Origin of the sequence: Rhizobium sp. ZPR4 (assembly GCF_040215725.1) — a bacterium.
In the GTDB taxonomy this organism is placed as follows: Bacteria; Pseudomonadota; Alphaproteobacteria; order Rhizobiales; family Rhizobiaceae; genus Rhizobium; species Rhizobium rhizogenes_D.
Genome location: NZ_CP157967.1, coordinates 2,734,673 through 2,760,198, shown reverse-complemented (window position 1 = coordinate 2,760,198; position 25,526 = coordinate 2,734,673). Strand labels below are relative to the sequence as shown.

Genomic DNA, 25,526 nt, shown 5'->3' with positions numbered 1-25,526 from the left:
GGGCGCCATGTTAAACAACGATGTTCTATTCAACACATTCGCCCGTTCTTTCGAAGCACGGCGCGAAGTCGAGATGTCATTTTCCGAATACCTGGAAGGGTGCCGGGATGACCCGCTCATGTACGCCAATGCAGCGGAGCGGCTGCTTGCAGCGATGGGTGAACCCCTGCTGATCGATACGGCCAAGGACACCAGACTTGGGCGCATCTTCATGAACCGGACCATCCGGACTTATCCGGCTTTTGCGGGCTTTTTCGGCATGGAAGAGACGATCGAGCGTATCGTCGCCTTTTTCCGCCATGCGGCCCAGGGGCTGGAGGAACGCAAGCAGATCCTCTATCTGCTCGGGCCGGTCGGTGGCGGCAAGTCGTCGCTCGCTGAACGGTTGAAATCGTTGATGGAAGTCCATCCGATTCATGTGCTCAAGGCCGGCAACGAGCTGAGCCCGGTCTTCGAAAGTCCGCTCAGCCTGTTTGATCCCGTCACCATGGGGCCGATGATCGAGGAACGCTACGGCATTCCCCGCCGACGCCTGACGGGGCTCATGAGCCCCTGGTGCCTGAAGCGGCTGGAAGAGTTCGAAGGCGATATTTCCCGCTTCCGCGTCGTGCGGATTCAGCCTTCCAGGCTGCGGCAGATCGCCGTCGCCAAGACGGAACCCGGTGACGAGAACAATCAGGACATTTCCTCGCTGGTCGGCAAGGTGGATATCCGCAAGCTCGAAAGTCTCGCGCAGAACGATCCGGACGCCTACAGCTATTCCGGTGCACTCAATCGCGCCAACCAGGGCATTCTCGAATTCGTCGAAATGTTCAAGGCGCCGATCAAGATGCTGCATCCGCTGCTGACGGCGACGCAGGAAGGCAATTACATCGGTACGGAAAACATCGGTGCGATACCCTTCTCCGGTATCATCCTGGCTCACTCCAACGAGTCGGAATGGCAGACATTCAAGGCGAACAAGAACAACGAGGCATTCATCGACCGCATCTGCGTCGTGAAGGTGCCTTATTGCCTCAGGGTCACCGAAGAGCAGAAGATCTATGAGAAGCTGATCGAGGAATCCGAGCTCAGCGACGCGCCCTGCGCGCCGTCGACCCTGGAGACGCTCGCCCGCTTCACGGTTCTGACGCGGCTTTCCAAGCACGAGAATTCGACCGCTTTCTCCAAGCTTCGCGTCTATGACGGCGAGAGCCTGAAGGAGACCGATCCGAGAGCGCGCAGCGTGCAGGAATATCGCGATTCAGCCGGTGTCGACGAAGGCATGGATGGGGCTTCCACCCGTTTCGCCTTCAAGGTGCTGGCGGCGACCTTCAACTACGACACGACCGAGGTCGGCGCCGACCCGGTGCATCTGATGTACATGCTGGAGCAGTCGATCCGTCGGGAACAGCTGCCGCTTGAAACCGAAAAGCTCTATATCGAGTTTATTAAGAGCGAGCTGGCGCCGCGTTATGCGGAGTTCATCGGCAACGAAATCCAGAAGGCCTATCTGGAATCCTATGCGGATTACGGCCAGAACCTTTTCGATCGCTATGTCGACTATGCCGACGCCTGGATCGAGGATGTGGACTTCAAGGACCCGGATACGGGCCAGCTTCTCGACCGCGAGCTTCTGAACCAGGAGCTCACCAAGATCGAAAAGCCGGCCGGCATCGCCAATCCGAAGGATTTCCGCAACGAGATCGTCAAGTTCTGCTTGAGGGCGCGTGCAAGCCACGGCGGCAAGAACCCGTCCTGGACCAGCTACGAGAAGATTCGCGAAGTCATCGAGAAGCGGATGTTCTCCCAGGTCGAGGATCTTTTGCCGGTCATTTCCTTCGGGTCGAAGAAGGACGGCGAGTCCGAAAAGAAACATGGCGAATTCGTGGAGCGAATGGTTGCGCGGGGCTATACCGAGCGTCAGGTTCGGCGGCTTGTGGAATGGTACATGCGTGTGAAACAGGCGGGATGAGCCACCAAGGAAGAAGGAATGCACATTGTTGACAGACGCCTGAACCCAGGCGGAAAAAGTCTGGAAAATCGTCAACGATTTTTGCGAAGAGCAAAAGCGCTGGTGCAGAGAGCGGTCTATGAATCCTCTCAAAGTCGCGACATTCAGGACATTCTGAAGGGTGGCGAAATCAGCATTCCCCTAGATGGAACCGAGGAGCCTCGGTTCCATCGCGGCCCCGAGGGGCTGAAGGAGCATATTCTTCCCGGTAACAAGGACTTCATCGAAGGCGATGTGCTTCCCCGTCCCGAGGGCGGCGGCGGCAAGCCAAAGGCCGGCGGCGACGGCACTGGCGAGGATGCCTTCCGCTTCATCCTGACGCGGGACGAATTCCTCGATCTCTTCCTCGACGATCTCGAATTGCCCGATCTCGCCAAGCGTCGTCTGATTTCGGCAGACCAGATCAACCCGGTGCGCTCAGGCTATTCGGTCACGGGATCGCCCGCCAATCTTGCCATCAACCGCACGATGCGGCTTGCGATGATGCGCCGTGTCGCGCTGCATCGCCCGAAACCGGAAACGGTCGAAAAGCTCATCGAGGAGGCCGAGGAGTGCACGGACGAGAAGCGCCGGGCGCAGCTCGAAGATGAGATCAAGAGGCTGGAATCGAAGGTTCGGCGCATTCCCTATATCGACCCGATCGACATTCGCTATCGGCGTTTCGAAAACGAGCCGAAGCCGGTGGCGCAGGCCGTCATGTTCTGCCTGATGGATGTCTCCGGCTCGATGACGGAGCACATGAAGGATCTCGCCAAGCGCTTCTACATGCTGCTCTACATCTTCCTGACCCGGCAGTACCGCCGCGTCGAGATCGTCTTCATCCGGCATACCGACGTGGCGGAAGAGGTGGACGAGGAGACCTTCTTCCGCAGCCCGGCGACCGGCGGTACCCAGGTTTCGAGCGCGCTCGAGGCCATGCGGCGGATCGTGCGCGACCGTTTTCCGGCGTCCGACTGGAATATCTATGCGGCGCAGGCGTCGGACGGCGACAACGCCTATTCCGACAATGCGACGACGGCCGCGCTGATGACGAGCGAGATCCTGCCCGTCTGCCAGTATTTCGCCTATCTCGAAGTGGGGGAATCGCGCAGCGTCGCGATCTCGTCCGGCTCGGCGATCTGGTCGCTCTACGAGCGGCTGCAGGCGGGCTGGCCAGTGCTTTCCATGCGGCGTGTCAGCGATCGCAGCCAGATCTATCCGGTCTTCCACGATCTCTTCCAGCGCCGGACGGCGGAAACAAGGAGCGGATGATGGCAAAGAAGGCATCGATGGAGCGGCTTTTCGAAGGCGCGGACTGGGATTTCGCCACCATCCAACGAATTCACGATGCCTGCGAGAAGATCGCCATCAACGAGCTTGGTCTCGATGTCTATCCGAACCAGATCGAGATCATTACAGCCGAGCAGATGCTCGACGTCTATTCCTCGATCGGCATGCCGCTCTTTTACAAGCACTGGTCCTTCGGTAAGCATTTCGCCCATCACGAGGCCTTCTATCGCAAGGGCCTGCGCGGGCTCGCCTATGAGATCGTCATCAACAGCTCGCCCTGTATCTCCTATCTGATGGAGGAGAATAGCGCGACGATGCAGGCGTTGGTCATCGCGCATGCCGCCTTCGGCCACAATCACTTCTTCAAAAACAACTATCTCTTCAAGCTCTGGACCGATGCCGAAGGCATTCTCGACTACCTCAATTTCGCCAAGAGCTACATTGCGCGCTGCGAGGAGCGCTATGGCCACGCCGCTGTCGAGCGCACGCTGGATGCCGCGCATGCATTGATGTCGCATGGGGTTCACCGCTATGCTGGCAAGAAGACGCCGGATCTGCGCGATGAGGAAAAGCGCGAGCGCGAGCGGCGCGAATATGACGAGAAGATCTTCAACGATCTCTGGCGCACGGTTCCCACAGGGCACGGCAAGAAGACCCACGACCTCGATCTGGAGCGCCGGCGCGCGCTGGCCGGTCTGCCGCAGGAGAACATCCTTTATTTCCTGGAAAAGATGGCGCCGCGCCTGAAGCCCTGGCAGCGCGAGATCATCCGCATCGTGCGGCATGTGGCGCAGTATTTCTATCCGCAGAGCCAGACCAAGGTGATGAACGAGGGCACGGCGACCTATGTGCACTACCGCATCATGACGCGGCTGCACGAGCTTGGAGGCATCGGCGATGGCGATTTCCTGGAGTTCCTGAAATCGCATACCAACGTGGTGTTCCAGCCGACCTTCAACGATCCGCGCTATTCCGGCCTCAACCCTTATGCGATCGGTTTTGCCATGATGCAGGATATCGAGCGCATCGTAACGAAGCCGGAGGAGGAGGATCGCCAGTGGTTCCCGGATATTGCCGGCACCGGCGATGCCATGGCGGTGCTGCGTGATCTCTGGGCGAATTATCGTGACGAGAGTTTCGTCTCGCAATTCCTGAGCCCACACCTGATGCGCAAGGTGCGGATGTTCCAGCTGACCGATGATCCTGAGGAGGAAGAGGGGCTAAGGGTGGCCGCCATTCATGACGAGCGTGGCTACCGTCGCATCCGCCGGGAATTGTCGCGGCAATATGACGTCAGCTGGATCGACCCGCATATCGAGATCGTCGATGTCGACCTTGCCGGCGACAGGCGGCTTCTGCTGAAGCATACGGTGCTGAACGGCGCGATGCTCGATGACATGGATGCCAAGCGCGTGCTGCAGCATCTGGCCGATCTCTGGAGCTACGACGTGCTGATGCAGGAAGTCGACCGCTCCGGCACGGTGCTGCGCGATCATCTTGTCCATCCACGCGCCTCGGCGCTTGCGGCTTAGCCCTTATAACTGCTTTTTCGGCTGTCGCTGATGACGGCTCACTTGTGCGCCGTCCTCCGGCTGCAGCTTCAGGAAGCCGGGTATGCCGAGCAGTGGGATCACCGCCATCAGCAGGAAGGCCAGATGGAACTTGTCTGGCGTCAGCGGCGAGCCATCCAGCGTGACCAGACCAAGCAGCATGGCGGCGACCGAGATGCCAAAGCTGACGCTCAGTTGCTGCAGGACGCCGCCGAGACTGGTCGCGCGGCTGAGCTGGGCGGCCGGGGTATCGGAATAGGACAGAGTGTTTGACGTCATGAACTGTCCGGCCCGCGCCAGCCCGAAGATGAAGACGTAGACGATGATGAACCAGTGCGGGGTGTCGGGTGTGATCAGCGCGAAGCCGGCGACGACGGCGGCGCCGAACACGGCGCTCCAGGTCAGCAACCGGTCGAAGCCGTAGAGCTTCAGCAGCTTTGCCGAGACCGGGCGTACCGCGAGTGCGCTGAGAGCACTGACGAAGGTCAGCGTGCCCGAGACGATCGGGCTCAAGCCGAAGCCGACCTGCAGCATCAGCGGCAGCAGGAAGGGCACGCCGTTCAACCCGACGCGACAGATGCCGCCGGCAAGTGTGCCGATGCGGAAGGTGCGCAGCCTGAACAGTGTGAGATCGACGGCCGGCGATTCCGCCGTTTTCGCATAGCGGATGAAGCCGACCAGCAGCAGGCCGGCGGCGGCGAGCGTGAGAACGATCGCCCAGATCGGAATTGTCGGGCGGCCGATATTCTCGATGCCGTATTGCAGCAACACGCAACCGAGGCCGACCATGACGAAGCCTGGAAAATCGAATTTGATGGTCTCGTCGCGTTCGGTATCTTCGACATAGCGCAGTGCCATGGCCATGCCGATCAGGCCGAAGGGCAGGTTCACCCAGAAGATCCAGCGCCAGGAAAGATAGGTCGTCAGGAAGCCGCCGAGTACCGGCCCGATCACTGGCCCGATGACGGCGGGCAGGGTCATATAGGTCATGGCAGTCACGAGCTGGCTGCGGGGGAAGCTGCGGATGAGGATGAGGCGTCCAACAGGCGTCATCATTGCGCCGCCGAAACCCTGCAGCGCCCGCGTGGCAATGAGCATCGGCAGGCTGGTCGCCAGGCCGCAGAGGATCGAGCCGATCGTGAAGATGAAGAGGGAAAGCGCGAAGATGCGCCGGGCACCGAAGCGATCCGCGAACCAGCCGCTCACCGGAATGAACATTGCCAGCGTGAGAATATAGGTCGTGACGGCCAGGTTCATGCGCACCGGCGTCGTGCCGAGGCTCTTGGCGATATCGGGAACAGCGGTGATGAGGATGGTCGAATCCAGCTGTTCCATCAGGAAGGCGACGGCGACCACGGCGGGGATGATGTAGCGCAGGCGGGGGTTACGTTCGACCGCGAAAGTCTGGTCCCGCGGATTGGGATCTGTCGAATCCATGAAATGCAATGACTTTCCAACGCCCGGCTGGGGACCGGCGCGTTTGACGATTTGCATGAATCCCTTCGGAAACCGCCTCGTGCTCTCGGGAAACATGGTGCTGCCGGCCGGTGATCCGCCGACCCTCGGAATCGTCACCTATATGCGCACCATCGATGGCGCAGTGCAACAAAAACCAACCCGTCGACACTCTCGGTGGATTGGTGTTGCTAATTGGTCGAGGGCGGCGAAGGCAGCGTCCAGCGCGCCTTGTCGAAGACGATCGCGGTGCGGATCTGCTCCGGCGCCGTTCTCCGTAGTTCCAGCTGAAGGTTGAAATTGTTGTTGGCCTGGAATTCCTTGAAGAAGCTGAGCTTGGCGCCGAAAGCCTGCAGCGTCACGTCCTGCAATCTGCCGATGGCATCCAGCGCTGCCTGAAAGTCCAGCCAGTGTGTCTCGTTCAGCAACAGGACGACGGTGTCGACGAACGTGGCGGCGATCGCTTTGCCATCATCGTTGTCCGGCATGATGACCTTGATGCGGATTGTCTCGATTTCGCCAGATGGTTTGCCGCGGGCGATGATGAAGAAGGAGGCCGCCTTCGCATCGCCATAGGCGCCCTTCTGGATGGCATAGCTGCATTCCGATGTGCCTGCGCCCAATTCGCTTTGCCGCCACTCCCCGACAGGCAGGCCGAACTTCGCAAGGTCGGCACAAAGCGTCTCGCCGGATATACGCCAGCTGCGCACGAAGGCGCTCAGAAGCGCATCGACGGGCTCGTCGAGCAGATGGGATCTTTTCTTGATGGACGGTTTGGCAGTGACACTCGCCGGCCTGACGCGGACGTTCCTGGCTGCGGGGGCTGATGAGGTCGCCGCTGCCGGAGGCGCGGCCGTATGAGCTGGCTGTTGTTCCTGTAGCGGCGCAGCGGGTGCTGCTGCCTGCTGTTCCGGCTTCGGAAACAGATTGAGATGATAGCGGCTATCCAGCGCCCGCAGATTGCGCATATCGTTGGCAAGGAGCGCGGTTGCCAGGATGATCGAACCGATGACAACAGCTGCAATCCAAAAGACAGCCCTGCTTTTCTTGCGAGGTGGCGCCACCGACATGGTTCAGATCACAGCTACTCCCGAGGAAACACGCTTGCTGCAATAACTGTATGTTGCGCAGCCCGTTCATGGCTACAGCATATGCGTTTATGAACGATTGATCATTCTAATGTTTCTTTGTCAATTCATGATGTTGCCCAAAACGCATTGCGATCTTCGGCATCCGGTTGCCGCGTTCCGGACTTCCGGCTTTTTGCATGTCCTTGTCGCAGTCTGCTCTAGGCGAAATATGCCTTTAGCGCCCTGACGGTGGCGGCATCCGTGCGACGGACCGATGGCGGCGAGAAGCCGAGGGCAATGACGCGCGCATCCGTCTCGGAGGCGGACGCGGAGCAGGAGGCATGGATCTCGCTGATCTGCAGGCGCGGCCATAGCTGGCCGACCGTCGCCAGCGTCACGCCGGAGCCGGGCATGATGGAGATGCGACCGGCGGCGGCTGTAATGGCCTGTTCGAGCATGGCAACGCCTTCGGCCGCAGTCCTTGCACCGCCGGACGTCAGGATGCGCTCGAAGCCGAGGGAGATAGCGGCATCGACGGCTTCCTCGACGTCGGGCACGAGATCGAAGGCGCGGTGCAGCGTCTTGCCGAGATCTTTCGCATGGGCGGTGAGGGCGGCGAGTGCGTCGACGTCCAGTCGGCCGTCCGGCAGGGAAGCGCCGAGCACGACACCCGGCAATCCGGCGGCTCGTGCCACATCGATGTCGCGCTTCATGATATCGAGCTCATCGGCTGAATAGACGAAGCTGCCGGCACGCGGGCGGATGATGGCATAGGCTGGGAGAGGCATCTTCGCCGCGGCGGCCATCAATCCGGCGCTCGGCGTCAATCCGCCAAGAGGAAGCGCGCTGCAAAGCTCGATACGGTCGCCGCCGCCCTCGAAGGCGGCCTTGAGGCCGGCAATGTCCTCGACGCAGACCTCAAGCAGCATGGGTGCGCTCTCCGGCATATTGCAGGCCGAGCAGGGCGGCGCCGATGAGGCCCGGTTCCAGTTTGCACTGGCTGGGGACGACGAGCGGCCGGCCGAATTTGCGCAGGATGCGGGTGCACACCGCCTCGTCCAGCCGCGCCAGGAGCGGCTCGACGTTGGAAAGGCCACCGCCGACCGGCACGATCGTTGCGCCGGTTATGTTGACGGTGAGGGCAAGTGGCGAGGCGACTAGATCCACCATGACCTCGATCGTGCGCTCGGCGCGGTCTTCGCCTTTCAGCCATTGGCTGATGATCTCTTCGCTGGAGAGCTCCAATCCATGAAGCGTCTTGTGCAGGCGTTCGATGCCGCGCGCGCCGCCGACGGTATCGACGCAGCCCTTCTGGCCGCAGCCGCAGGCGTAGGCGGGAATGGCGACCGGCGGATTGCCGGCAAAGGAAGCGATGATGGGACCGTGGCCCCATTCCCCCGCAAAACCGCCGGCTGCGTTGACCAGCCGGCCATCCGCGACCAGGCCGCCGCCGACGCCGGTGCCGAGAATGGCACCGAAGACGATGCGATGGCCGCGGCCCGCGCCGGACATGGCCTCGGCCATGGCGAAGCAATCGGCATCGTTGGCGATCAGCACGGGGTAGCCGAGTTCCGCTTCCAGGTCGGCCGCGAGATGCCGGCCGTGAATGCAGGGAATATTGGCGCAAGTCAGCGCCTGCGTATCGGGGTCGACGACGCCGGCGATGGAGAAGGAGAGGCAATCCGGCTTTTCGCCTGCTTCGGCAATCACCTCGCGCAAGGCAACGACGAAGTCGGCGAAATCATGCCTGGGCGTCGGGCGCCGCGCCAGCGGCACGATATCCGTCATGGAGCGGGCAATACCGCCTTTGATGGCGCTGCCGCCAATGTCGAAGGAAACGATCATGGATACCGACCTGCTGCAAACATGGCGCACTTGCTCGCACCCTTTGCCGGTCTTTGCAAGATCAATCCTCCGCGAGGCCAATCCCTGACAGGCAGCGCCTCGTCACCCGGATGGCAGGGTGATCCTGGCCTCAAAGCCATCGGTCCTGCCGGTCGCCGGCGACAGTAGATCGAGATGCCCGCCGATCTGGCCGACGATGCGCTCGACGATCGAAAGTCCGAGACCGGAGCCTGCCGCTTTCGTCTTGCCGCGCCAGAAGCGCTTCTTCAGGCCGGCAAGGTCATTTGCGGAAAGCACGGTGCCGCCATTGATGACGCGGACGGTGCGGTCGTCGATGCTGACGGTCACCTCGTCATCGGCCGGGCCGTGGATCAAGGCGTTTTCGATAAGATTGCGCATGACGATCGCAAAAGCGTCGATATCGACGTTGCGGATCAGTTTCTCTGCCGTTTCGTTCTCCAGAAAAACTCGACCCGCCGTGCCGGTATCTCGATCGTAGTCTCCGATGACCGTTTCGATGACGGCCACGAGGTCGGCGGGTTTGTCGCCCGCGCCGATCCCGGCCTGCGCACGGGAAAGCTGCAGCAGCTTTTCCGCCAGCCGGCCGAGATTGGAGAGCGACGTCTCGATACGGCCGGCGCGTTCCGTCAATTGCCCCTGCGGCAGTTCGGCGATCAGCCTCTGGGTCTGCGCAAGAGCGCCCGCAATCGGGGTGCGCAGCTCATGGGCGCTGTTGGCGGTGAATTCGCGTTCGGCTTCCAGTGCCAGGCGCAGGCGCTCCAGCAGCAAATTGACGGAGCGGGCGATCGGCTGCAGTTCGAGCGGCAGCGTCTCGCTCACGAGCGGCGCCATGTTGCCGCCATCCTTGGTGGCGATCTGCGAGCGCAGTCGGTCGATCGGCCGCAGCGATCGGCCAACGATGACGCCGATGGCAATGATGCTGGCGGGAATGAGCGCCAGCAGCGGCCAGAGCAGGGCAACGCCGCTTTCGCGCGATGCCTCGCGGCGGTTCTTGAAGGCATCGGCGACGTGCAGGAAGATCGTGCCGTCGGCCGAGGACTCGGTATAGATCCGGTATCTTGAGGTGTTATGAAAGCCGATCTTCAGCGGCACGTCATAGGCGGTTGCCGGGGCGTCGTGGGAATGCAGGATGACCTTACCGTTCGCATCGAGCACCTGGTAGGTCAGATATTCGCGGTTCAGCCCCTTGTTGAGCTCTTCCAGGCTCTGTGGATCGCCGGAATGGTCGCGGTTGGCGAGATCGTCGAGCACCAGCGGCAGCAGACGCTCGGCGGTTTCCTGCAATGCGCCGTCGAAGGTTTCCGAGAGTTCCTTGTTGACAACATAGACACCGATGCCGACCGCGATCAGCCAGAAGACGACGACGGTGCCGGTGAGCGCAGTGATCAGGCGCCGGGTGATGCTGGCGCGGCTGGGCTCCTGGTGTTCGGTCATCGCTCACCCAGGCAATAGCCGACGCCGCGCGCCGTCTTTATGCGATCCTTGCCGATCTTCTTGCGCAGGCGGCTGACATAGACCTCCACCGTGTTGCTCTCGATTTCGGAGCCGAAGGCGTAGAGTGCCTCTTCTATCTTGTCCTTCGATACGATGGCGCCGGGCCTTGTAATCAGCAGGTCGAGCACGGCCCATTCTCGTCCCGTCAAAATCACGTCCTTGCCCGCCAGCTTGACGCGGCGCTGCGGCTGGTCGATTTCGAGGTCGTCAAAGCGGAGCGTCGGCTGTGGACTGCCGGCATAGCGCCGAGCGACCGCCAGGATACGAGCCGTAAGTTCGCCGAGGTTGAACGGTTTGACGAGATAGTCGTCGGCGCCGCTGTTCAGGCCTTCGATACGGTCGGAGATCTGGTCGCGAGCCGTCAGGATGATGACGGGCGTTTCGTCGGGCTTGCGGCGCAGCCGCTTGAGAAAATCGATGCCGCTGCCATCCGGAAGTTGCAGATCCAGCAGGATGAGGCCGTATTGCACGGCGCTGGTGACCTCCTCGGCATCGGTCAGGTTCTTGACCCAATCCACGGCATGAGGCCCCGCCGCGATATGGTCGCGAACCGCGCTGCCGATCGTGTCGTCGTCCTCCACCACAAGAATGCGCACCTGCACCTCTCAACCGTTGAACGTACCTCAGTTAATGCCGACGAACCTATCGGGTCAATAACGGCTGAAATAAGCCGCGGCTGGATGCACAGTTCATCGTCAGTCTACCCGCCGAAAACGTTCCCGGCGCCTATGGACAGACAGGAACGCGATGGTTACTTGTTTGCGCGGAGAACGAAGCGGCCCGGGATGGCCGCCACAGGCTATCGGAGGATCTCGGTCATGCTGAAGGGAATTTCGCCGCTGTTGAATGCGGACGTGCTCTATGCGCTGAAATCGATGGGGCATGGCGACATGCTTGTCGTCGTCGACACGAATTTCCCGGCGGAGGCCATTGCGAGCCAGACCGTCCTGGGCGAAGTGCTGCGCATCGACAATGTGTCCGCCGCCGACGCGGTCGCGGCGATATTGTCGCTGATGCCGCTCGATACCTTCATCGACGATGCGGCGACGCGCATGGAAGTGGTTGGCTCGCCGGAAGAGGTGCCGCAGGTCCAGCAGGAAGTTCAGGCCGTGATCGACAAGGCCGAGGGCAAGCATTGGCCGTTGACGCCGGTCGAGCGTTTTGCCTTCTACGAGCGCGCCAAGGATGCCTTTTGCGTTGTTCAGACCGGCGAGCGCCGCTTCTACGGCTGTTTCACCTTGACCAAGGGCGTCATCCCGCCGGAAGCTGAGTGATCCGGCACGGATAGTCCGGATCTCCCGGGCAAGGGTGCTGTTTCGGTAAAGGAAGGCGATGGCGAAGAAGCTGGATTCCCAAGGGCGGCTTGATGATGCGGCGCGGGCCGGATGGCTCTACTACGTCGCCGGCCGGACGCAGGACGAAATCGCCGTCACGATGGGAATATCCCGGCAATCGGCTCAGCGTCTGGTGTCACTGGCCGTTGCCGAGCGGCTGATCAAGGTCCGGCTGGATCACCCGATCGCCGCCTGTCTGGAATATGCGGCAGAGCTCAAGAAGAAGTTCAGCTTGCGCCATGTCGATATCGTGCCGAGCGATCCCGACAGCACCTCCTCCACCATTGGCATCGCCGAAGCGGGCGCCGCCGAAATCGAGCGCTGGCTGCGACGGGCCGACCCCATCGTGCTGGCGATCGGCACGGGGCGCACGCTGAAAGCCGCGGTCGATCAGTTGCCGGCGATCGAATGTCTGCAGCATCGGGTGGTGTCGCTGACGGGCAATATTGGCCCCGACGGTTCGGCCGCCTATTACAATGTCATCTTCAGCATGGCCGATGTGGTTAAGGCGCGGCATTTTCCCATGCCGCTGCCGGTGCTGGTGTCTTCCGCGGAGGAACGTGAGCTGCTGCATGCGCAGGCATTGGTGCGCTCGACACTCGATATCAGCGCGCAGGCCGATGTGACTTTCGTCGGCATCGGCGAGATGGGCGTCGAGGCGCCGCTCTGCCTCGACGGCTTCCTCGAAAGAGACGAGATGCTGGCATTGATGGATCGAGGCGCTGCCGGCGAGATCTGCGGCTGGGTTTTCGACGGCAATGGCAAGCTTATGCCCGATGATGTCAATGAGCGCGTCGCCAGTGCGCCTCTGCCGTCGCGGGACACCTGCACCGTCATCGGAATCGCCAAGGGACGACGCAAATTCCAGGCGATCAAGGCAGCCATCGTCGGACGGCAGATCAATGGTTTGATCACCGACGAGGCAGTTGCCGAATTTTTGCTCAAGGCTTGAGCAAAAAATTTAACCCATAGAAACAAAAGGATAGGTTGCTTGCTCGGCAATGCAGCAACGAATCTGCATTGACATTTTGTCGCAAGAAGTGAGTAATTGCCCACGAGCAAAGCGAATGCTCATTTTTAATCTTCTGGGAGGAAGATATGAAATTGAAAACTTTACTGCTGGGCGCCTGCTCGGCTCTGATGTTTGCCGGCCTGGCGTCCGCCGAAACCCTCACGATTGCTACGGTCAACAACGGCGACATGGTCCGTATGCAGAAGCTTACGGACGATTTCAAAGCCAAGAACCCCGGTATCGATCTGCAATGGGTCACGCTTGAAGAAAACGTATTGCGCCAGAAGGTTACGACCGACATCGCTACCAAGGCCGGCCAGTACGACGTGCTGACCATCGGCACCTATGAAGTGCCGATCTGGAGCAAGCTCGGCTGGCTTGCGTCGCTCGACAAGCTTTCCGCCGACAAGGACTATGACGTGAATGACCTTCTCCCGGCCATTCGCAGCGGTCTGACGACCGACGGCAAGCTCTATGCAGCGCCGTTCTATGGCGAAAGCTCGATGGTGATGTACCGCAAGGACCTGTTCGACAAGGCCGGCCTGAAGATGCCGGATGCGCCGACCTGGGACTTCATCGCCGATGCTGCCCGCAAGATCACCGACAAGGACCATGAAGTCTACGGCATCTGCCTTCGCGGCAAGGCAGGCTGGGGCGAGAACATGGCGTTCCTGACGGCGATGTCGAATTCGTTCGGCGCCCGCTGGTTCGATGAAAAGTGGAAGGCACAGTTCGACCAGCCGGAATGGAAGGACACGCTCGACTTCTACGTCAAGCTGATGAAGGATGCCGGCCCTCCGGGTGCCTCCTCCAACGGCTTCAACGAGAACCTGGCTCTGTTCCAGTCCGGCAAGTGCGGCATGTGGATCGATGCGACGGTTGCAGCCTCCTTCGTCTCCGATCCGAAGGAATCGAAGGTCGCCGACAAGGTCGGCTTCGCCCTGGCGCCGGATAAGGGCCTCGGCAAGCGCGGCAACTGGCTCTGGGCATGGAACCTCGCGATCCCTGCTTCCTCGAAGAAGACCGAAGCCGCAGAGAAGTTCATCTCCTGGGCAACCAGCAAGGAATACACCAACCTTGTCGCACAAAAGGAAGGCTGGCTGAACGCACCTCCCGGCACCCGCACCTCGCTCTATGCGAATGCGGACTACCAGAAGGCAGCGCCTTTCGCCAAGATGACGCTCGACTCGATCAACTCGGCCGATCCGACGCATCCGACTGTAAAGCCGGTTCCCTATGTCGGCGTGCAGTTCGTTGCTATCCCTGAATTCCAGGGTATCGGTACGGCTGTCGGCCAGCAGTTCTCGGCTGCTCTTGCCGGCCAGATCTCGGTCGATCAGGCGCTCAAGGCCGCACAGCAGCTGACCACCCGCGAAATGACGAAGGCCGGCTATCCGAAGTAAGGGCCTTCGAAGCTAAGGAAAGCAGCGCCCCCTCTCGAGCACTGCTTTCCCCTAGGCCGCCGAGCGCCGAACTGCCCTTGGCGGCCCTTTTCGTTTCAGCCGGTCCACGGCCACCTCTCCCGCTTGAAAGATAGGTTGGTACTTGCCATGGCAACGTTGCACACCCGTTCCACCGCACGCGTCATGATGGCGCCTTCGGTTCTGCTCCTCTTCGCGTGGATGATCGTCCCGCTCGTGATGACGATCTATTTCTCGACGCTGAACTACAATCTGCTGAATCCCGGTACGCATGATTTCATCGGGTTTCTCAACTACGAATACTTCATCAGCGACCCGGCCTTCCTGAGCTCGCTGATCGTGACGCTGCTGCTTGTCGGCGGGGCGTTGCTGATTACCGTAGTCGGCGGCATTGCACTCGCTCTCCTTCTTGATCAGCCGATCTTCGGCCAGGGCATCGTGCGCATGCTGGTGCTTGCGCCCTTCTTCGTGATGCCGACGGTCGCAGCCCTCATCTGGAAGCATATGTTCATGAACCCGGTGAACGGGCTTCTGGCACATCTCTTCCGGTTCTTCGGGCTTGATCCGCTGACCTGGCTGGAGACGGTTCCGCTTCTGTCGATCATCATCATCATCGCCTGGCAGTGGCTGCCTTTCGCGACCCTCATCCTGCTGACGGCCCTGCAGTCGCTGGATGAGGAGCAGAAGGAAGCTGCCGAGATGGATGGCGCCGGACCGGTTTCGAAGTTCATCCACATCATCCTGCCGCATCTGGCGCGCGCCATTACAGTCGTGATCCTGATCGAGACGATCTTCATGCTGTCGGCCTTCGCCGAGATCCTCGTCACCACCAACGGCGGACCGGGCACGGCGACGACCAACCTCACTTATCTCGTCTATTCGCAGATCGTTCTGTCACAGGACGTCGGCGGCGCATCTGCAGGCGGCATCATCGCCGTCATCCTCGCCAATATCGTCGCTATCTTCCTGATGCGCGCAGTCGGCAAGAATCTGGAGGCTTGAGATGGCACGCAAAGTCACCACGCAACGCAAGATCGTCGTATCGATCGCCGCCTGGATCGTGGCAATCCTCATCTTCTTCCCGATCCTGTGGACGATCCTGACGAGCTTCAAGACGGAAGGCGATGCCATCGCCTCGCCGCCGCAGTTCCTCTTCTTCCACTGGACGCTGGAGAATTACTTCGAGGTGCAGTCGCGCTCGGATTACTTCCTCCACTTCGGCAACTCGGTCATCATCGCCTTCGGTTCGACCATTCTCGGTCTGCTCGTAGCGGTGCCTGCCGCCTGGGCCATGGCATTCTCGCCGACCAAGCGGACCAAGGACGTCCTGATGTGGATGCTGTCGACGAAGATGATGCCGCCGGTCGGCGCCTTCATCCCGATCTACCTGCTGTTCCAGAGTTTCGGCCTTCTGAACAACCAGTTCGCCAGCCGGGTGGGCATGGTCGTCGTGCTGATGCTCATCAACCTGCCGATCATCGTCTGGATGCTCTACACCTACTTCAAGGAAATTCCCGGCGAGATCCTCGAAGCAGCCCGCATGGACGGTGCGACGCTTGCCAAGGAGATCATCTACGTGCTGACGCCGATGGCGATCCCCGGCCTTGCCTCGACGATGCTGCTCAACATCATCCTCGCCTGGAACGAGGCTTTCTGGACGCTCAATCTCTCCGCGGTAGACGCGGCGCCGCTGAGCACCTTCATCGCCTCCTATTCCAGCCCGGAGGGCCTGTTCTATGCCAAGCTTTCGGCGGCATCGACCATGGCGATCGCTCCGATCCTGATCCTCGGCTGGTTCAGCCAGAAGCAACTCGTTCGCGGCCTGACCTTCGGCGCGGTTAAGTAAGGAAGAGAAACATGGGTAGCATTGTTCTCAAACAAGTCTCCAAGGTCTTCGGCGAAGCCAAGGTCATCCCTTCCATCGATCTTGAGATCGATAATGGCGAGTTCGTCGTCTTCGTCGGCCCGTCCGGCTGTGGCAAGTCCACGCTGCTGCGCCTGATCGCCGGCCTCGAAGACGTCTCCGGCGGCCAGATCATGATCGACGGCAAGGACGGCACCAATCTGAAGCCGTCCGAGCGCGGCCTTGCCATGGTGTTCCAGTCCTATGCGCTCTATCCGCATATGAGCGTGCGTAAGAACATCGCCTTTCCGCTGAAGATGGCGAACATGCCGCAGGCGGAGATCGACAAGAAGGTGGCGGATGCCGCGCGTGTCCTCAATCTGACGGATTATCTGGAGCGTAAGCCACGTCAGCTTTCGGGCGGTCAGCGCCAGCGTGTCGCTATCGGCCGCGCCATTGTGCGCCAGCCGGCAGCCTTCCTCTTCGACGAGCCTTTGTCGAACCTCGATGCGGCGCTGCGCGTCAACATGCGTCTCGAGATCAGCGAGCTGCACCAGCAGTTGAAGACGACGATGGTCTATGTGACGCACGATCAGGTCGAGGCCATGACCATGGCCGACAAGATCGTTGTGCTCAATCGCGGCAATATCGAGCAGGTCGGCTCGCCTCTGGAGCTCTATCGCAGCCCGCGCAACCTCTTCGTCGCCGGCTTTATCGGCTCGCCGAAGATGAATTTCGTCAAGGGCGCCTATGCTCAGACCCTCGGCGCCGACACGATCGGCGTGCGGCCCGAGCATGTGCTGCTGTCGACCACGTCGGGCGACTGGCAGGGCAAGGTGACTGTCGCCGAACATCTCGGTTCCGACACCTTCCTGCATATCGATGTCGACGGCATCGGCACGGTGACGGCGCGCGGCTCGGGCGATTTCCCGGCCCGAGCCGGAGAGACCGTGTATCTGACGCCGGACAAGACGCATATTCACCGGTTCAACGCCGAGGGGCTGGCGATCTCAGCCTAAAAGCCAAGGTCGTGCGCGCTTGAGCGGGCACGGCCAACGCATCTCTTCCGGTTCGTATCCATCGATCTGCGTGGACCGGCCGAGCATACCCGCCGGTGCGGGTTTCCCCAGCCGCCCGGAGCTAAAGACCTTTCAGAAGGACCAGAGACATGACGTGCAAATTATCGCTCGCAACTCTCCAGCAGGCGGCTGCAAACGCGGCTATTCCTGCTTACGATCCGAAGTCGCTTTCGGCGGGCATCGTGCATTTCGGTGTCGGCAATTTCCATCGCGCCCATCAGGCTGTTTATCTCGACGATCTCTTCAATGCCGGTCAGAACCATGATTGGGCAATCATCGGTGCGGGCGTGCTGCCGTCCGATGCCGCCATGCGGGAAAAACTTGCCTCTCAGGATTTTCTGACGACCGTCGTCGAGCAGGACAATAATCGCACGGCAGCGCGCGTGACCGCGCCCATGGTCGACATCCTGCCTGTTGGCGATGCCAAGGCCATCATCGCCAAGCTCGCCGACCCGACGATCCGCATCGTTTCGATGACGATCACCGAGGGTGGCTATTTCATCGATGCTTCGGGCAAGTTCAATCCCGCTCACCTGGCGATATCAGCAGACGGGCAGAACCCGGATGCGCCGAAGACTGTGTTCGGCCTGATCGTCGCCGGTCTCAAGGCACGACGCGCCGCCGGCCTGCAGCCTTTCACGGTCATGTCCTGCGACAACATTCCCCACAATGGCGGCGTCACCAAAGCTGCTGTCGTCGGTACGGCAAAGCTGTCCGACCCGGCCTTTGCCGACTGGATCGCCACGAACGTCGCCTTCCCGAACGGCATGGTCGACCGCATCACGCCGGCAACGGGCGCGCGTGAAATCGATCTGCTGAAGGAAGTTTTCGATATCGAAGACAACTGGCCGGTCTATTGCGAAGAATTCAAGCAGTGGGTGCTGGAGGACAATTTCCCCGCAGGCCGTCCGGCATTGGAAAAGGTCGGCGTGACCTTCGTGCCCGACGTCACGCCCTATGAGCACATGAAGATCCGCATCCTCAATGGCGGCCATGCGGCGATCGCCTATCCGGCCGCACTGATGGACATTCATTTCGTGCATGAAGCCATGGAAGAGCCGCTGATCCGCGCCTTCCTTGCCAAGCTCGAAAACGAAGAGATCATCCCCGTCATCCCACCGGTGCCGAACACGGTGCTTGCCGATTACTTCAAGCTGATCGAGCGGCGTTTCTCCAATCCGAAGATCGCCGACACCATCCCGCGCCTTGCGCAGGACGGCTCGAACCGCCAGCCGAAGTTCATCCTGCCGTCGACGGCCGATCGTCTTCGCCGCGGCGAGGATATTGTCGGCCTCGCGCTGGTTTCGGCGCTGTGGTGCCGCTACTTCGCCGGCAAGAGCGATAGCGGCAAGGATATCGTCTTCAACGATGCCAGCGCCGACCGGCTGCATGACGCTGCCCTCAAGGCGAAGGACGATCCGAATGCCTTCCTCGTCTTCGACGACATCTTTGGCGATGTCGCCAAGTCGGATCTTTTCCGCAAGCGCTTCGCGCATGCACTGAAAACGCTGTGGGAAAAGGGTACCCGCGTCACCCTGCAGCTATACTTGGACAACAAACTCGCGGAATAATTTTCAAACGGCCGGACTTCTCCTGTTCCGGCCGTTTTCCATTGCTGCGCCGATCAATCGGGCGGCGGGACAACAACGGAATTCAGGTTGGATCTGTGATGACGGGTGCGGAAACAGGGCTCGTAATCTTCGATTGCGATGGTGTGCTTGTCGACAGCGAGCCGCTGTCGGTCAGCGTGCTCATCCAGGCGATGCACGATGTCGGCGTCGAGATGAGCGAAGAGGATGTCTACAGCCGCTTCCTCGGCAAGAGCCTTGCGACGCTTGTCGATACGATGCAGACGGAATTCGATGTCTTCATCGATCAGGCATTTCTCGATCGCATCCGTAACGATCTCTACGAACGCTTCAAGCATGAATTGAAGCCGATCGACGGCATTGGCGCGACGCTGGATGCGCTTTCGCTGCCGCGCTGCGTCGCCTCGTCGAGCCAGCTGGAGCGCATCCGCCTCTCGCTCGGCGTGACCGGACTGCTGGACAGGCTCGAGCCGAATATCTTTAGCGCCAGCATGGTGAAACGCGGCAAGCCGGCGCCGGATCTCTTCCTCTATGCCGCTGAAAAAATGGGTGTGCCGCCGAAGGATTGCATCGTCGTCGAAGACAGTCCGGCGGGCATCACGGCGGCGCGCGCGGCCGGCATGACGGTCTTCGCCTTCACCGGCGGTTCGCATGCGCATTCGCCGAGCTACCGGGCAGAATTGGAGCAGCTTTCTCCGGAAGTCGTGTTTGACGCGATGCCGGAATTGATACAACTTGTCCGCAACATGAGATAAGTGGTCGGGACCTCTTTTGCATGCGTGATCACGTGGTTGCGGTCGATATCGGCACAGGCAGCGCGCGCGCCGGTGTCTTCACGGCGAGCGGCTCACTGCTGGGGAAAAGCGAACATCCGATCTTGATGAATCGCCCGCGTGAAAACCACGCCGAGCATGATTCCGAAGATATTTGGGCCGCTGTCTGCATCGCCGTTCGCGCCGCTGTGAAAGCGTCTGGCGTCAATTCATCCGTCATCGGTGCCATCGGCTTCGACGCCACCTGTTCGCTCGTCGTGCGTGATCGCGCTGGCAGGCAGCTCACCGTTTCCACCGGCGGCGAAAAGAGGTTCGATACCATCGTCTGGCTCGATCATCGGGCGCTGGCCGAGGCGGATTACTGCACCGCGACGCGTCATGCCGTTCTTGAATATTCCGGTGAGTTCATGTCGCCGGAAATGGAAATGCCGAAGCTGATGTGGCTGAAGGAGAACCTGCCGGAAAGCTGGGCCGAGGCCGGCTACTTTTTCGACCTCGCCGATTTCATGACCTGGAAGGCGACCGGTTCGCTTGCGCGGTCGCGCTCGACGCTGGTGGCGAAATGGAATTACCTCGCGCATCGCGAGCCGGGCTGGCAGGCCGATTTTCTCAACGTGATCGGCCTTGGCGATCTGCGCGAGCGCGGCAGCCTGCCCGAGGATAGCGTTGCGGTCGGCAGGAGCATCGGCACCTTGACGGCCGAGGCCGCCGATGCCTTGGGGCTGGACCGCGCTTGCCATGTAGGGGCGGGCATGATCGACGCCTATGCGGGCGCGCTCGGCGCGCTTGCTGCCCATGCCGGCGATGCCGACATGCTGGAGCATCAACTGGCACTGATTGCTGGAACCTCGAGCTGTGTGGTTTCCTTTGCGCGCGAGCGCAAACGCAGCACCGGGATGTGGGGTCCTTATTACGAGGCCGTCTTTCCGGACATGTGGCTTGCCGAAGCTGGACAGTCGGCCACAGGCGCGCTTCTCGACCATATCGTCAGCATGCATGCGGCCGGCGGGCCGCCGACGGCGGCGTTGCACGACCGTATCGTGCGGCGGATCGCGGAGCTGAGGCTTGCGGAAGGTGATTCCCTTGGCGGGCGTATCCATGTGCTGCCCGATTTTCACGGCAATCGTTCGCCGCTTGCTGATCCGCACGCGTTGGGTGTCATCAGCGGCATGACGCTGGATGCGTCCTTCGATGGTCTTTGCCGGCTATATTGGCGCACCAGCGTCGGCATTGCACTCGGCATTCGCCATATCCTCGAGCGGATGCGGGATTACGGCTACGTCCCTGACACGCTGCATGTCGCCGGCGGCCATGTGAAGAATTCGGTGCTGATGGAGCTCTATTCCGACGTTACCGGCTGTAAGGTCGTGATCCCGAAGATGAACGAGACGGTGCTGCTCGGCACGGCGATTGCCGCCTCCGTCTCCTGCGGTCTCCATGAAAGCCTGGGTGCTGCCGGCGCCGCGATGTACCCGGGCGGTCACGAGCGGCTGCCGAATGCCGAAAAGAAAGAAATCTACGATCGCGATTACCGGCGCTTCCTCGCCATGTATCGCCATCGCGCGGAACTGGACGCCATGGAATAGGCGGCTTACCGGAGCGGCGCCTGCGCGAACATGCCTTGAAGCTCTTCTATGCGGCGCGTCCTCATTTCCGCCGTTTCACCCGCGGCGTGAGCGACTGAAATCGCCAGATATTCCAGCAGTGCCATTATGGCTGAAAGGTTTTCGCGGCTATTGGCGCGTTGCGGCGGCAGGGACAGCGTGATGTTTGCGAATTCATGTGCCCATTCCGTGAATTGGCCGGTTACCAGCAATACCTTGCAGCCCGCGCGACGAGCCGAGCGAGCCAGAAGGCGCGATGCGACGAAACTCGGGGAGTCGATGACAACGAGCAGTCCATCCTCGGACGGTTCACCGAACAGCTCGATATAGCTGCCATTGGCGCCGTCGAGGAAAAGGACCTGATCACGGGCAAAGGTCAGGCGGTCGCGGAAATAGCGGCCGATCCCCGCGAGACTGGGGTGGGAGGTGATGAAGACATTTCCGCAGGACAGAATTGTCGCAACCGCGTCGTGCCATTGCGGCTGGCCGGCGAGGTTGTAGATATGCTGCAGCATCTCGACCTGTTCGGCAATCTGCGTTGCAAGCGGACGGCCCTCGCTCGCGTCTTTCTGAAGCTGCTCGAGAATATTGGGCAATTGCGACGAGAGGCTGGGCGCATTTTCCTTGAGGTGCACCTTTATCCCATCCAGACCGTGGTAGCCGAGCGACCGTAGAAACCGTCCTACCGTCATTGGGCTCAGTTCCAGCCTGTCGGCAACGGAGGAAGCCGTCTCGAACGGTAGTTCATTCAGATGCTCGGAGAAATACTTAGCAATTCTTCGTTCGGCCGGAGTGCCGATCTTTATATATTGTCTAAGTTTCTGACTAAGGTCTTCCAAATTTTGCGCCTCTTTGATGGTCTTTTCGATGTTCTATCGCACCAATTTCTATGTCAATTGGTCATTCAATTTTGATCGGGTCGCCGATCTTGTTGCGGTTGTTGTTCTTAATGTGGCGTACAGAATATATTAGTGCAAACTGTATTACAATAATTCAAATTTTTAATTGACACATTCATATATCTGCACGGGATATTGATATCGATGCAACTGCTTCTTAAGTGTCCGGTTACCACCAAAAGAGGTAGACCGAATGATTGGCCTTGCTGCTCGCCTCTCCCTAGAAAATCTCTTTGCGCCGGAGACGCGCAAGGTTTTCTGGAAGGTTCTGGGCCTCACATTGCTGGCGCTTCTCGTGCTCTGGTTCGTCCTGCGAGGCGCCTTCAATTCCTTCGTATTGCCTTGGCTGCAGGGCTTCATGCCGTCCACCTCGGATTGGACGGGCTGGCTTACGCTCTTCCTTGCCATCTTCGCCGGCATCGCATTGGCGCTGGCGATGGCGCTGCTGATTTCACCGGTCACGGCGCTGATCGCCGGGCTCTTTCTCGATGATGTCGCTGAAGTTGTAGAAAAGCGCGACTATCCAGGCGATGCGCCCGGGACGGCGATGCCGATCGCCGCGGCGATGAAAAGCTCCGTGCGGTTTCTCGGCGTCGTCATCGTCGGCAATATCGTGGCGTTGTTTCTGCTGTTCATTCCGGGCGTCAATCTGATCGCCTTCTTTCTGGTGAACGGCTATCTGCTCGGCCGGGAATTCTTCGAATTCGCCGCCATGCGTTTCCGCTCACCGGACGAGGCGCGGGAGTTCCGCGTCAAGCACGCTTTCACGGTCTTTCTGGCCGGCCTGGTGATTGCTGCCTTTCTGGCAATCCCGCTGCTAAACCTGCTGACGCCGCTGTTTGCTGCCGGCATGATGGTGCATCTGCACAAGCTGATCTCGCACAAGGAAGCGAGCCTGCGGCTGCGACAAGCTTAGCCTGCCGCTTCCGCCCCGATGATCTGTGACGGCAGTTCGACCAGGGGAGCGGGGATGTCCCACGTCTTTTCCGGCGAGCGACAGAGGTCGGCGATCACGCAGCGCTCACATTCGGGCTTGCGCGCCTTGCAGCAGTAGCGCCCGTGCAGGATCAGCCAATGGTGGGCATGGTAGAGATATTGGTCGGGGATGATCTGCATCAGCCGCTGCTCGACTTCGTCCGGCGTCTTGCCGGGTGCCAGCAGCAGCCGGTTGGCGATGCGGAAGATGTGCGTGTCGACGGCCATCGTCGCCTGGCCGAAGGCCATGGAAAGCACCACATTGGCGGTCTTTCGGCCGACGCCGGGCAGGGTTATCAGCTCCTCGCGCGTCCGCGGCACCTCGCCGCCGAAATCGGTAATCAGCTTTTCCGATAGCGCCACGACGTTCTTCGCCTTGTTGCGGTAAAGGCCGATCGTCTTGATATATTCGCGAATGCGCTCCTCGCCGAGATCGAGCATCTTCTGCGGGGTATCAGCGACGGCGAAGAGCGCGCGCGTCGCCTTGTTGACGCCGGCATCGGTCGCTTGCGCTGAAAGTGCCACCGCAACGACGAGCGTGAAGGGATTGACGTGTTCCAGCTCACCCTTCGGCTCCGGCCGCTGGATGGAGAAGCGCCGGAAGATCTCTTCCAGGTCCGCCTTGGAATAGAGGCTCTTGGCGGCCGGCTTGCGGCCTGCGGTCGCATTTGACTTTTTCACGGTTTGGGCGCTGGATTTGATCTTTGGATTTGTCATAAACGACCTATACTCAAGTCCTATGACGGAACGCAACGCCGATACGGCTGCAGACGGCAACAGGCCGGTCTTTGCCGCCGAATTGTTTCCCCATCGCTCGCTGCCGCGAAAGGGGTTCAGGGTTATGCTGGCTTTGGCCGGCACCTTCTGCCTCTTCTACAGCATTTTTTTCGTCACGCGGGGCGCTTGGCCGATCGGTATCTTTTTTGGCGCCGATTTCTTCCTGCTCTATGGCGCTTTCTGGCTGAATTACCGGTCAGGCCGCGTGCGGGAAGAGGTGACGGTATCGCGAACCAATGTCTCCATCCGCAAATTCTCGCCGACGGGGCGGATGGTGGAACATGATTTCAATCCGTTCTGGACGCGGTTCCTGGTTCGCCGCCACCGCGAGATTGGCGTCGTCTCCATGCATGTCCGCGACAGAAGCCATGATACCGACGTCGGCTCCTTCCTCAATCCGGAGGATCGCGAGAGCTTTGCCAAGGCGTTCAAGCGGGCATTGGCGAGTGTGACGCAGCGGATATGAGCCGCTTGCCCCGATCGGCGACATCACATTTTAGCAGAGAGGCCACATGCGCAAGAAACGGGTGGTTTTAGCCCTGTTGCCGTGGTTTTCTCCTTTCCAAGGAGAAAGATCATGAATGCGATTGCACAGCTGAAGAAAGACATCACTCCTGAAGGTCAGGACTACGAGACCGTGCGGGAGGTCATCGAACTCATCACCGAGGAATATCGCGATCAGCCGTCGCTGGAGATGCTTGCCGATCGGCTCGGCCAGTCGCCGACCCAATTGCAGAAGACGTTTACGCGCTGGGCTGGTCTGTCGCCCAAGGCGTTCCTGCAGGCTGTCACGCTCGATCATGCCAAGCGGCTCCTGCGCAAGGAGGATCTGCCGCTCTTGGAGACGTCCTTCGAGGTCGGCCTTTCCGGCCCGAGCCGGCTGCACGATCTCTTCGTGACGCATGAGGCGATGTCTCCCGGTGAATGGAAGGCGAGGGGCAGCGGCCTTGTCATGCGCTATGCGTTTCATATCTCGCCCTTCGGCCTCGCCTTGATCATGGTCACGGATCGCGGTCTTGCGGGTCTCGCCTTCAGCGATACCGGCAATGAAAAGGCCTGCCTGGCGGATATGACCTGCCGCTGGCCCAATGCCGAATTCATCGAGGACCCGCATGCGACGGCGCCTTACGCGGCGCGTATCTTCGAGCGGTCCAACTGGTCGAGCGATCAGCCCTTGCGCGTCGTGCTGATCGGCTCGGATTTCCAGCTGCGTGTCTGGGAAAGCCTCTTGAAGATCCCCATGGGCCGCGCGGTAACCTATTCCGACATCGCCAAGGATATCGGCCAGCCGACGGCGATGCGGGCAGTCGGCGCAGCGGTCGGCCGCAATCCGATCTCTTTCGTCGTGCCGTGCCATCGTGCGCTTGGAAAGAATGGACAGCTCACCGGCTATCACTGGGGGCTGACGCGCAAACGGGCGATGCTGGGTTGGGAAGCGGGGGATGCTTGAGGGATTGCTGCAATAGGCTTTGAGTCTTTGGAGGGTGCGCACGTTCAGCGGATTCGACGCCGACGATGGGGCG

General features: G+C 60.5%; 23 protein-coding genes. 15 read left to right on the top strand and 8 right to left on the bottom strand.

The window, feature by feature from the left end; genetic code table 11:
• Positions 1-7 precede the first annotated feature (7 nt).
• From ABOK31_RS13505 to ABOK31_RS13495, 3 genes are read left to right on the top strand one after another with little or no spacing between them, the layout of a single operon-like run.
• Positions 8-1,954: a PrkA family serine protein kinase gene (locus ABOK31_RS13505; protein WP_174177088.1), complete on the top strand. Its 1,947-nt coding sequence runs from the start codon at positions 8-10 to the stop codon at positions 1,952-1,954.
• 18 nt (positions 1,955-1,972) lie between these two features.
• A complete protein-coding gene (locus ABOK31_RS13500; RefSeq protein WP_174177086.1) occupies positions 1,973-3,244 on the top strand; it encodes a YeaH/YhbH family protein in 1,272 nt (423 codons plus the stop codon).
• On the top strand, positions 3,244-4,794 hold the full coding sequence (locus ABOK31_RS13495) for a SpoVR family protein (protein ID WP_349956353.1): 1,551 nt from the start codon (positions 3,244-3,246) through the stop codon (positions 4,792-4,794). The genes ABOK31_RS13500 and ABOK31_RS13495 overlap by 1 nt, the downstream gene beginning before the upstream one ends.
• Positions 4,795-4,797: 3 nt before the next feature.
• Here the strand turns inward: ABOK31_RS13495 and ABOK31_RS13490 are convergent, their stop codons facing one another.
• From ABOK31_RS13490 to ABOK31_RS13465, 6 genes are all read right to left on the bottom strand, one after another.
• Positions 4,798-6,249, bottom strand: coding sequence for a DHA2 family efflux MFS transporter permease subunit (locus ABOK31_RS13490; protein ID WP_349958949.1), 1,452 nt, complete (start codon positions 6,247-6,249; stop codon positions 4,798-4,800).
• A 209-nt stretch (positions 6,250-6,458) separates the two neighbouring features.
• Entirely contained in the window at positions 6,459-7,337 is an 879-nt protein-coding gene (locus tag ABOK31_RS13485; protein WP_349956352.1) for a DUF6030 family protein, read from the bottom strand.
• A 218-nt stretch (positions 7,338-7,555) separates the two neighbouring features.
• The gene (locus ABOK31_RS13480; protein WP_174177081.1) at positions 7,556-8,266 is read right to left on the bottom strand and encodes a copper homeostasis protein CutC; all 711 of its coding nucleotides are present in this window, start codon (positions 8,264-8,266) and stop codon (positions 7,556-7,558) included.
• Complete coding sequence (locus ABOK31_RS13475; protein WP_349956351.1) at positions 8,256-9,182, bottom strand: ROK family protein; 927 nt, start codon at positions 9,180-9,182, stop codon at positions 8,256-8,258. The genes ABOK31_RS13480 and ABOK31_RS13475 overlap by 11 nt, the downstream gene beginning before the upstream one ends.
• A 102-nt stretch (positions 9,183-9,284) precedes the next feature.
• Positions 9,285-10,637, bottom strand: a complete 1,353-nt coding sequence (locus tag ABOK31_RS13470) for an ATP-binding protein (RefSeq protein ID WP_174177077.1) — start codon at positions 10,635-10,637, stop codon at positions 9,285-9,287.
• Complete coding sequence (locus tag ABOK31_RS13465; RefSeq protein WP_174177075.1) at positions 10,634-11,293, bottom strand: response regulator; 660 nt, start codon at positions 11,291-11,293, stop codon at positions 10,634-10,636. The genes ABOK31_RS13470 and ABOK31_RS13465 overlap by 4 nt, the downstream gene beginning before the upstream one ends.
• A gap of 222 nt (positions 11,294-11,515) precedes the next feature.
• On the opposite strand from ABOK31_RS13465, the gene ABOK31_RS13460 reads away from it, so the two are divergent.
• From ABOK31_RS13460 to ABOK31_RS13420, 9 genes are all read left to right on the top strand, one after another.
• Entirely contained in the window at positions 11,516-11,971 is a 456-nt protein-coding gene (locus ABOK31_RS13460) for an RbsD/FucU family protein (RefSeq protein ID WP_174177073.1), read from the top strand.
• A gap of 58 nt (positions 11,972-12,029) precedes the next feature.
• A complete protein-coding gene (locus ABOK31_RS13455) occupies positions 12,030-12,983 on the top strand; it encodes a sugar-binding transcriptional regulator (RefSeq protein ID WP_349956350.1) in 954 nt (317 codons plus the stop codon).
• A gap of 146 nt (positions 12,984-13,129) precedes the next feature.
• Positions 13,130-14,446, top strand: a complete 1,317-nt coding sequence (locus ABOK31_RS13450) for a sugar ABC transporter substrate-binding protein (RefSeq protein WP_174177069.1) — start codon at positions 13,130-13,132, stop codon at positions 14,444-14,446.
• A 147-nt stretch (positions 14,447-14,593) separates the two neighbouring features.
• The gene (locus ABOK31_RS13445; RefSeq protein WP_174177067.1) at positions 14,594-15,466 is read left to right on the top strand and encodes a sugar ABC transporter permease; all 873 of its coding nucleotides are present in this window, start codon (positions 14,594-14,596) and stop codon (positions 15,464-15,466) included.
• A 1-nt stretch (position 15,467) separates the two neighbouring features.
• Positions 15,468-16,310 (top strand): carbohydrate ABC transporter permease, encoded by an 843-nt coding sequence (locus ABOK31_RS13440; protein WP_075851745.1) that lies wholly within the window; start codon positions 15,468-15,470, stop codon positions 16,308-16,310.
• Between the two features lie 11 nt (positions 16,311-16,321).
• Positions 16,322-17,326, top strand: a complete 1,005-nt coding sequence (locus ABOK31_RS13435) for an ABC transporter ATP-binding protein (protein ID WP_174177065.1) — start codon at positions 16,322-16,324, stop codon at positions 17,324-17,326.
• 149 nt (positions 17,327-17,475) lie between these two features.
• On the top strand, positions 17,476-18,957 hold the full coding sequence (locus ABOK31_RS13430; protein WP_349956349.1) for a mannitol dehydrogenase family protein: 1,482 nt from the start codon (positions 17,476-17,478) through the stop codon (positions 18,955-18,957).
• A gap of 98 nt (positions 18,958-19,055) precedes the next feature.
• Positions 19,056-19,730 (top strand): HAD family hydrolase, encoded by a 675-nt coding sequence (locus tag ABOK31_RS13425; RefSeq protein ID WP_174177061.1) that lies wholly within the window; start codon positions 19,056-19,058, stop codon positions 19,728-19,730.
• A 20-nt stretch (positions 19,731-19,750) separates the two neighbouring features.
• Complete coding sequence (locus ABOK31_RS13420) at positions 19,751-21,334, top strand: FGGY-family carbohydrate kinase (RefSeq protein WP_349956348.1); 1,584 nt, start codon at positions 19,751-19,753, stop codon at positions 21,332-21,334.
• 5 nt (positions 21,335-21,339) lie between these two features.
• On the opposite strand, the gene ABOK31_RS13415 is transcribed toward ABOK31_RS13420, so the two are convergent.
• Positions 21,340-22,191, bottom strand: coding sequence for a MurR/RpiR family transcriptional regulator (locus ABOK31_RS13415; RefSeq protein ID WP_174177057.1), 852 nt, complete (start codon positions 22,189-22,191; stop codon positions 21,340-21,342).
• Positions 22,192-22,444: 253 nt separating this feature from the next.
• Between ABOK31_RS13415 and ABOK31_RS13410 the strand changes: the two genes are divergently transcribed.
• Positions 22,445-23,167, top strand: a complete 723-nt coding sequence (locus tag ABOK31_RS13410; protein ID WP_349956347.1) for a sulfate transporter family protein — start codon at positions 22,445-22,447, stop codon at positions 23,165-23,167.
• Here ABOK31_RS13410 and nth read toward each other — a convergent pair.
• Positions 23,164-23,943 carry an endonuclease III gene (gene nth / locus ABOK31_RS13405; protein WP_349956346.1) on the bottom strand — a complete coding sequence of 260 codons (780 nt, stop codon included), beginning with the start codon at positions 23,941-23,943 and terminating at the stop codon, positions 23,164-23,166. The genes ABOK31_RS13410 and nth overlap by 4 nt on opposite strands.
• 22 nt (positions 23,944-23,965) lie before the next feature.
• Here nth and ABOK31_RS13400 point away from each other — a divergent pair, with 22 nt between their 5' ends.
• The gene (locus ABOK31_RS13400; RefSeq protein ID WP_349956345.1) at positions 23,966-24,469 is read left to right on the top strand and encodes a DUF2244 domain-containing protein; all 504 of its coding nucleotides are present in this window, start codon (positions 23,966-23,968) and stop codon (positions 24,467-24,469) included.
• 111 nt (positions 24,470-24,580) lie between these two features.
• A complete protein-coding gene (locus ABOK31_RS13395; RefSeq protein WP_349956344.1) occupies positions 24,581-25,453 on the top strand; it encodes a bifunctional helix-turn-helix domain-containing protein/methylated-DNA--[protein]-cysteine S-methyltransferase in 873 nt (290 codons plus the stop codon).
• The last annotated feature ends 73 nt before the right edge of the window (positions 25,454-25,526 follow it).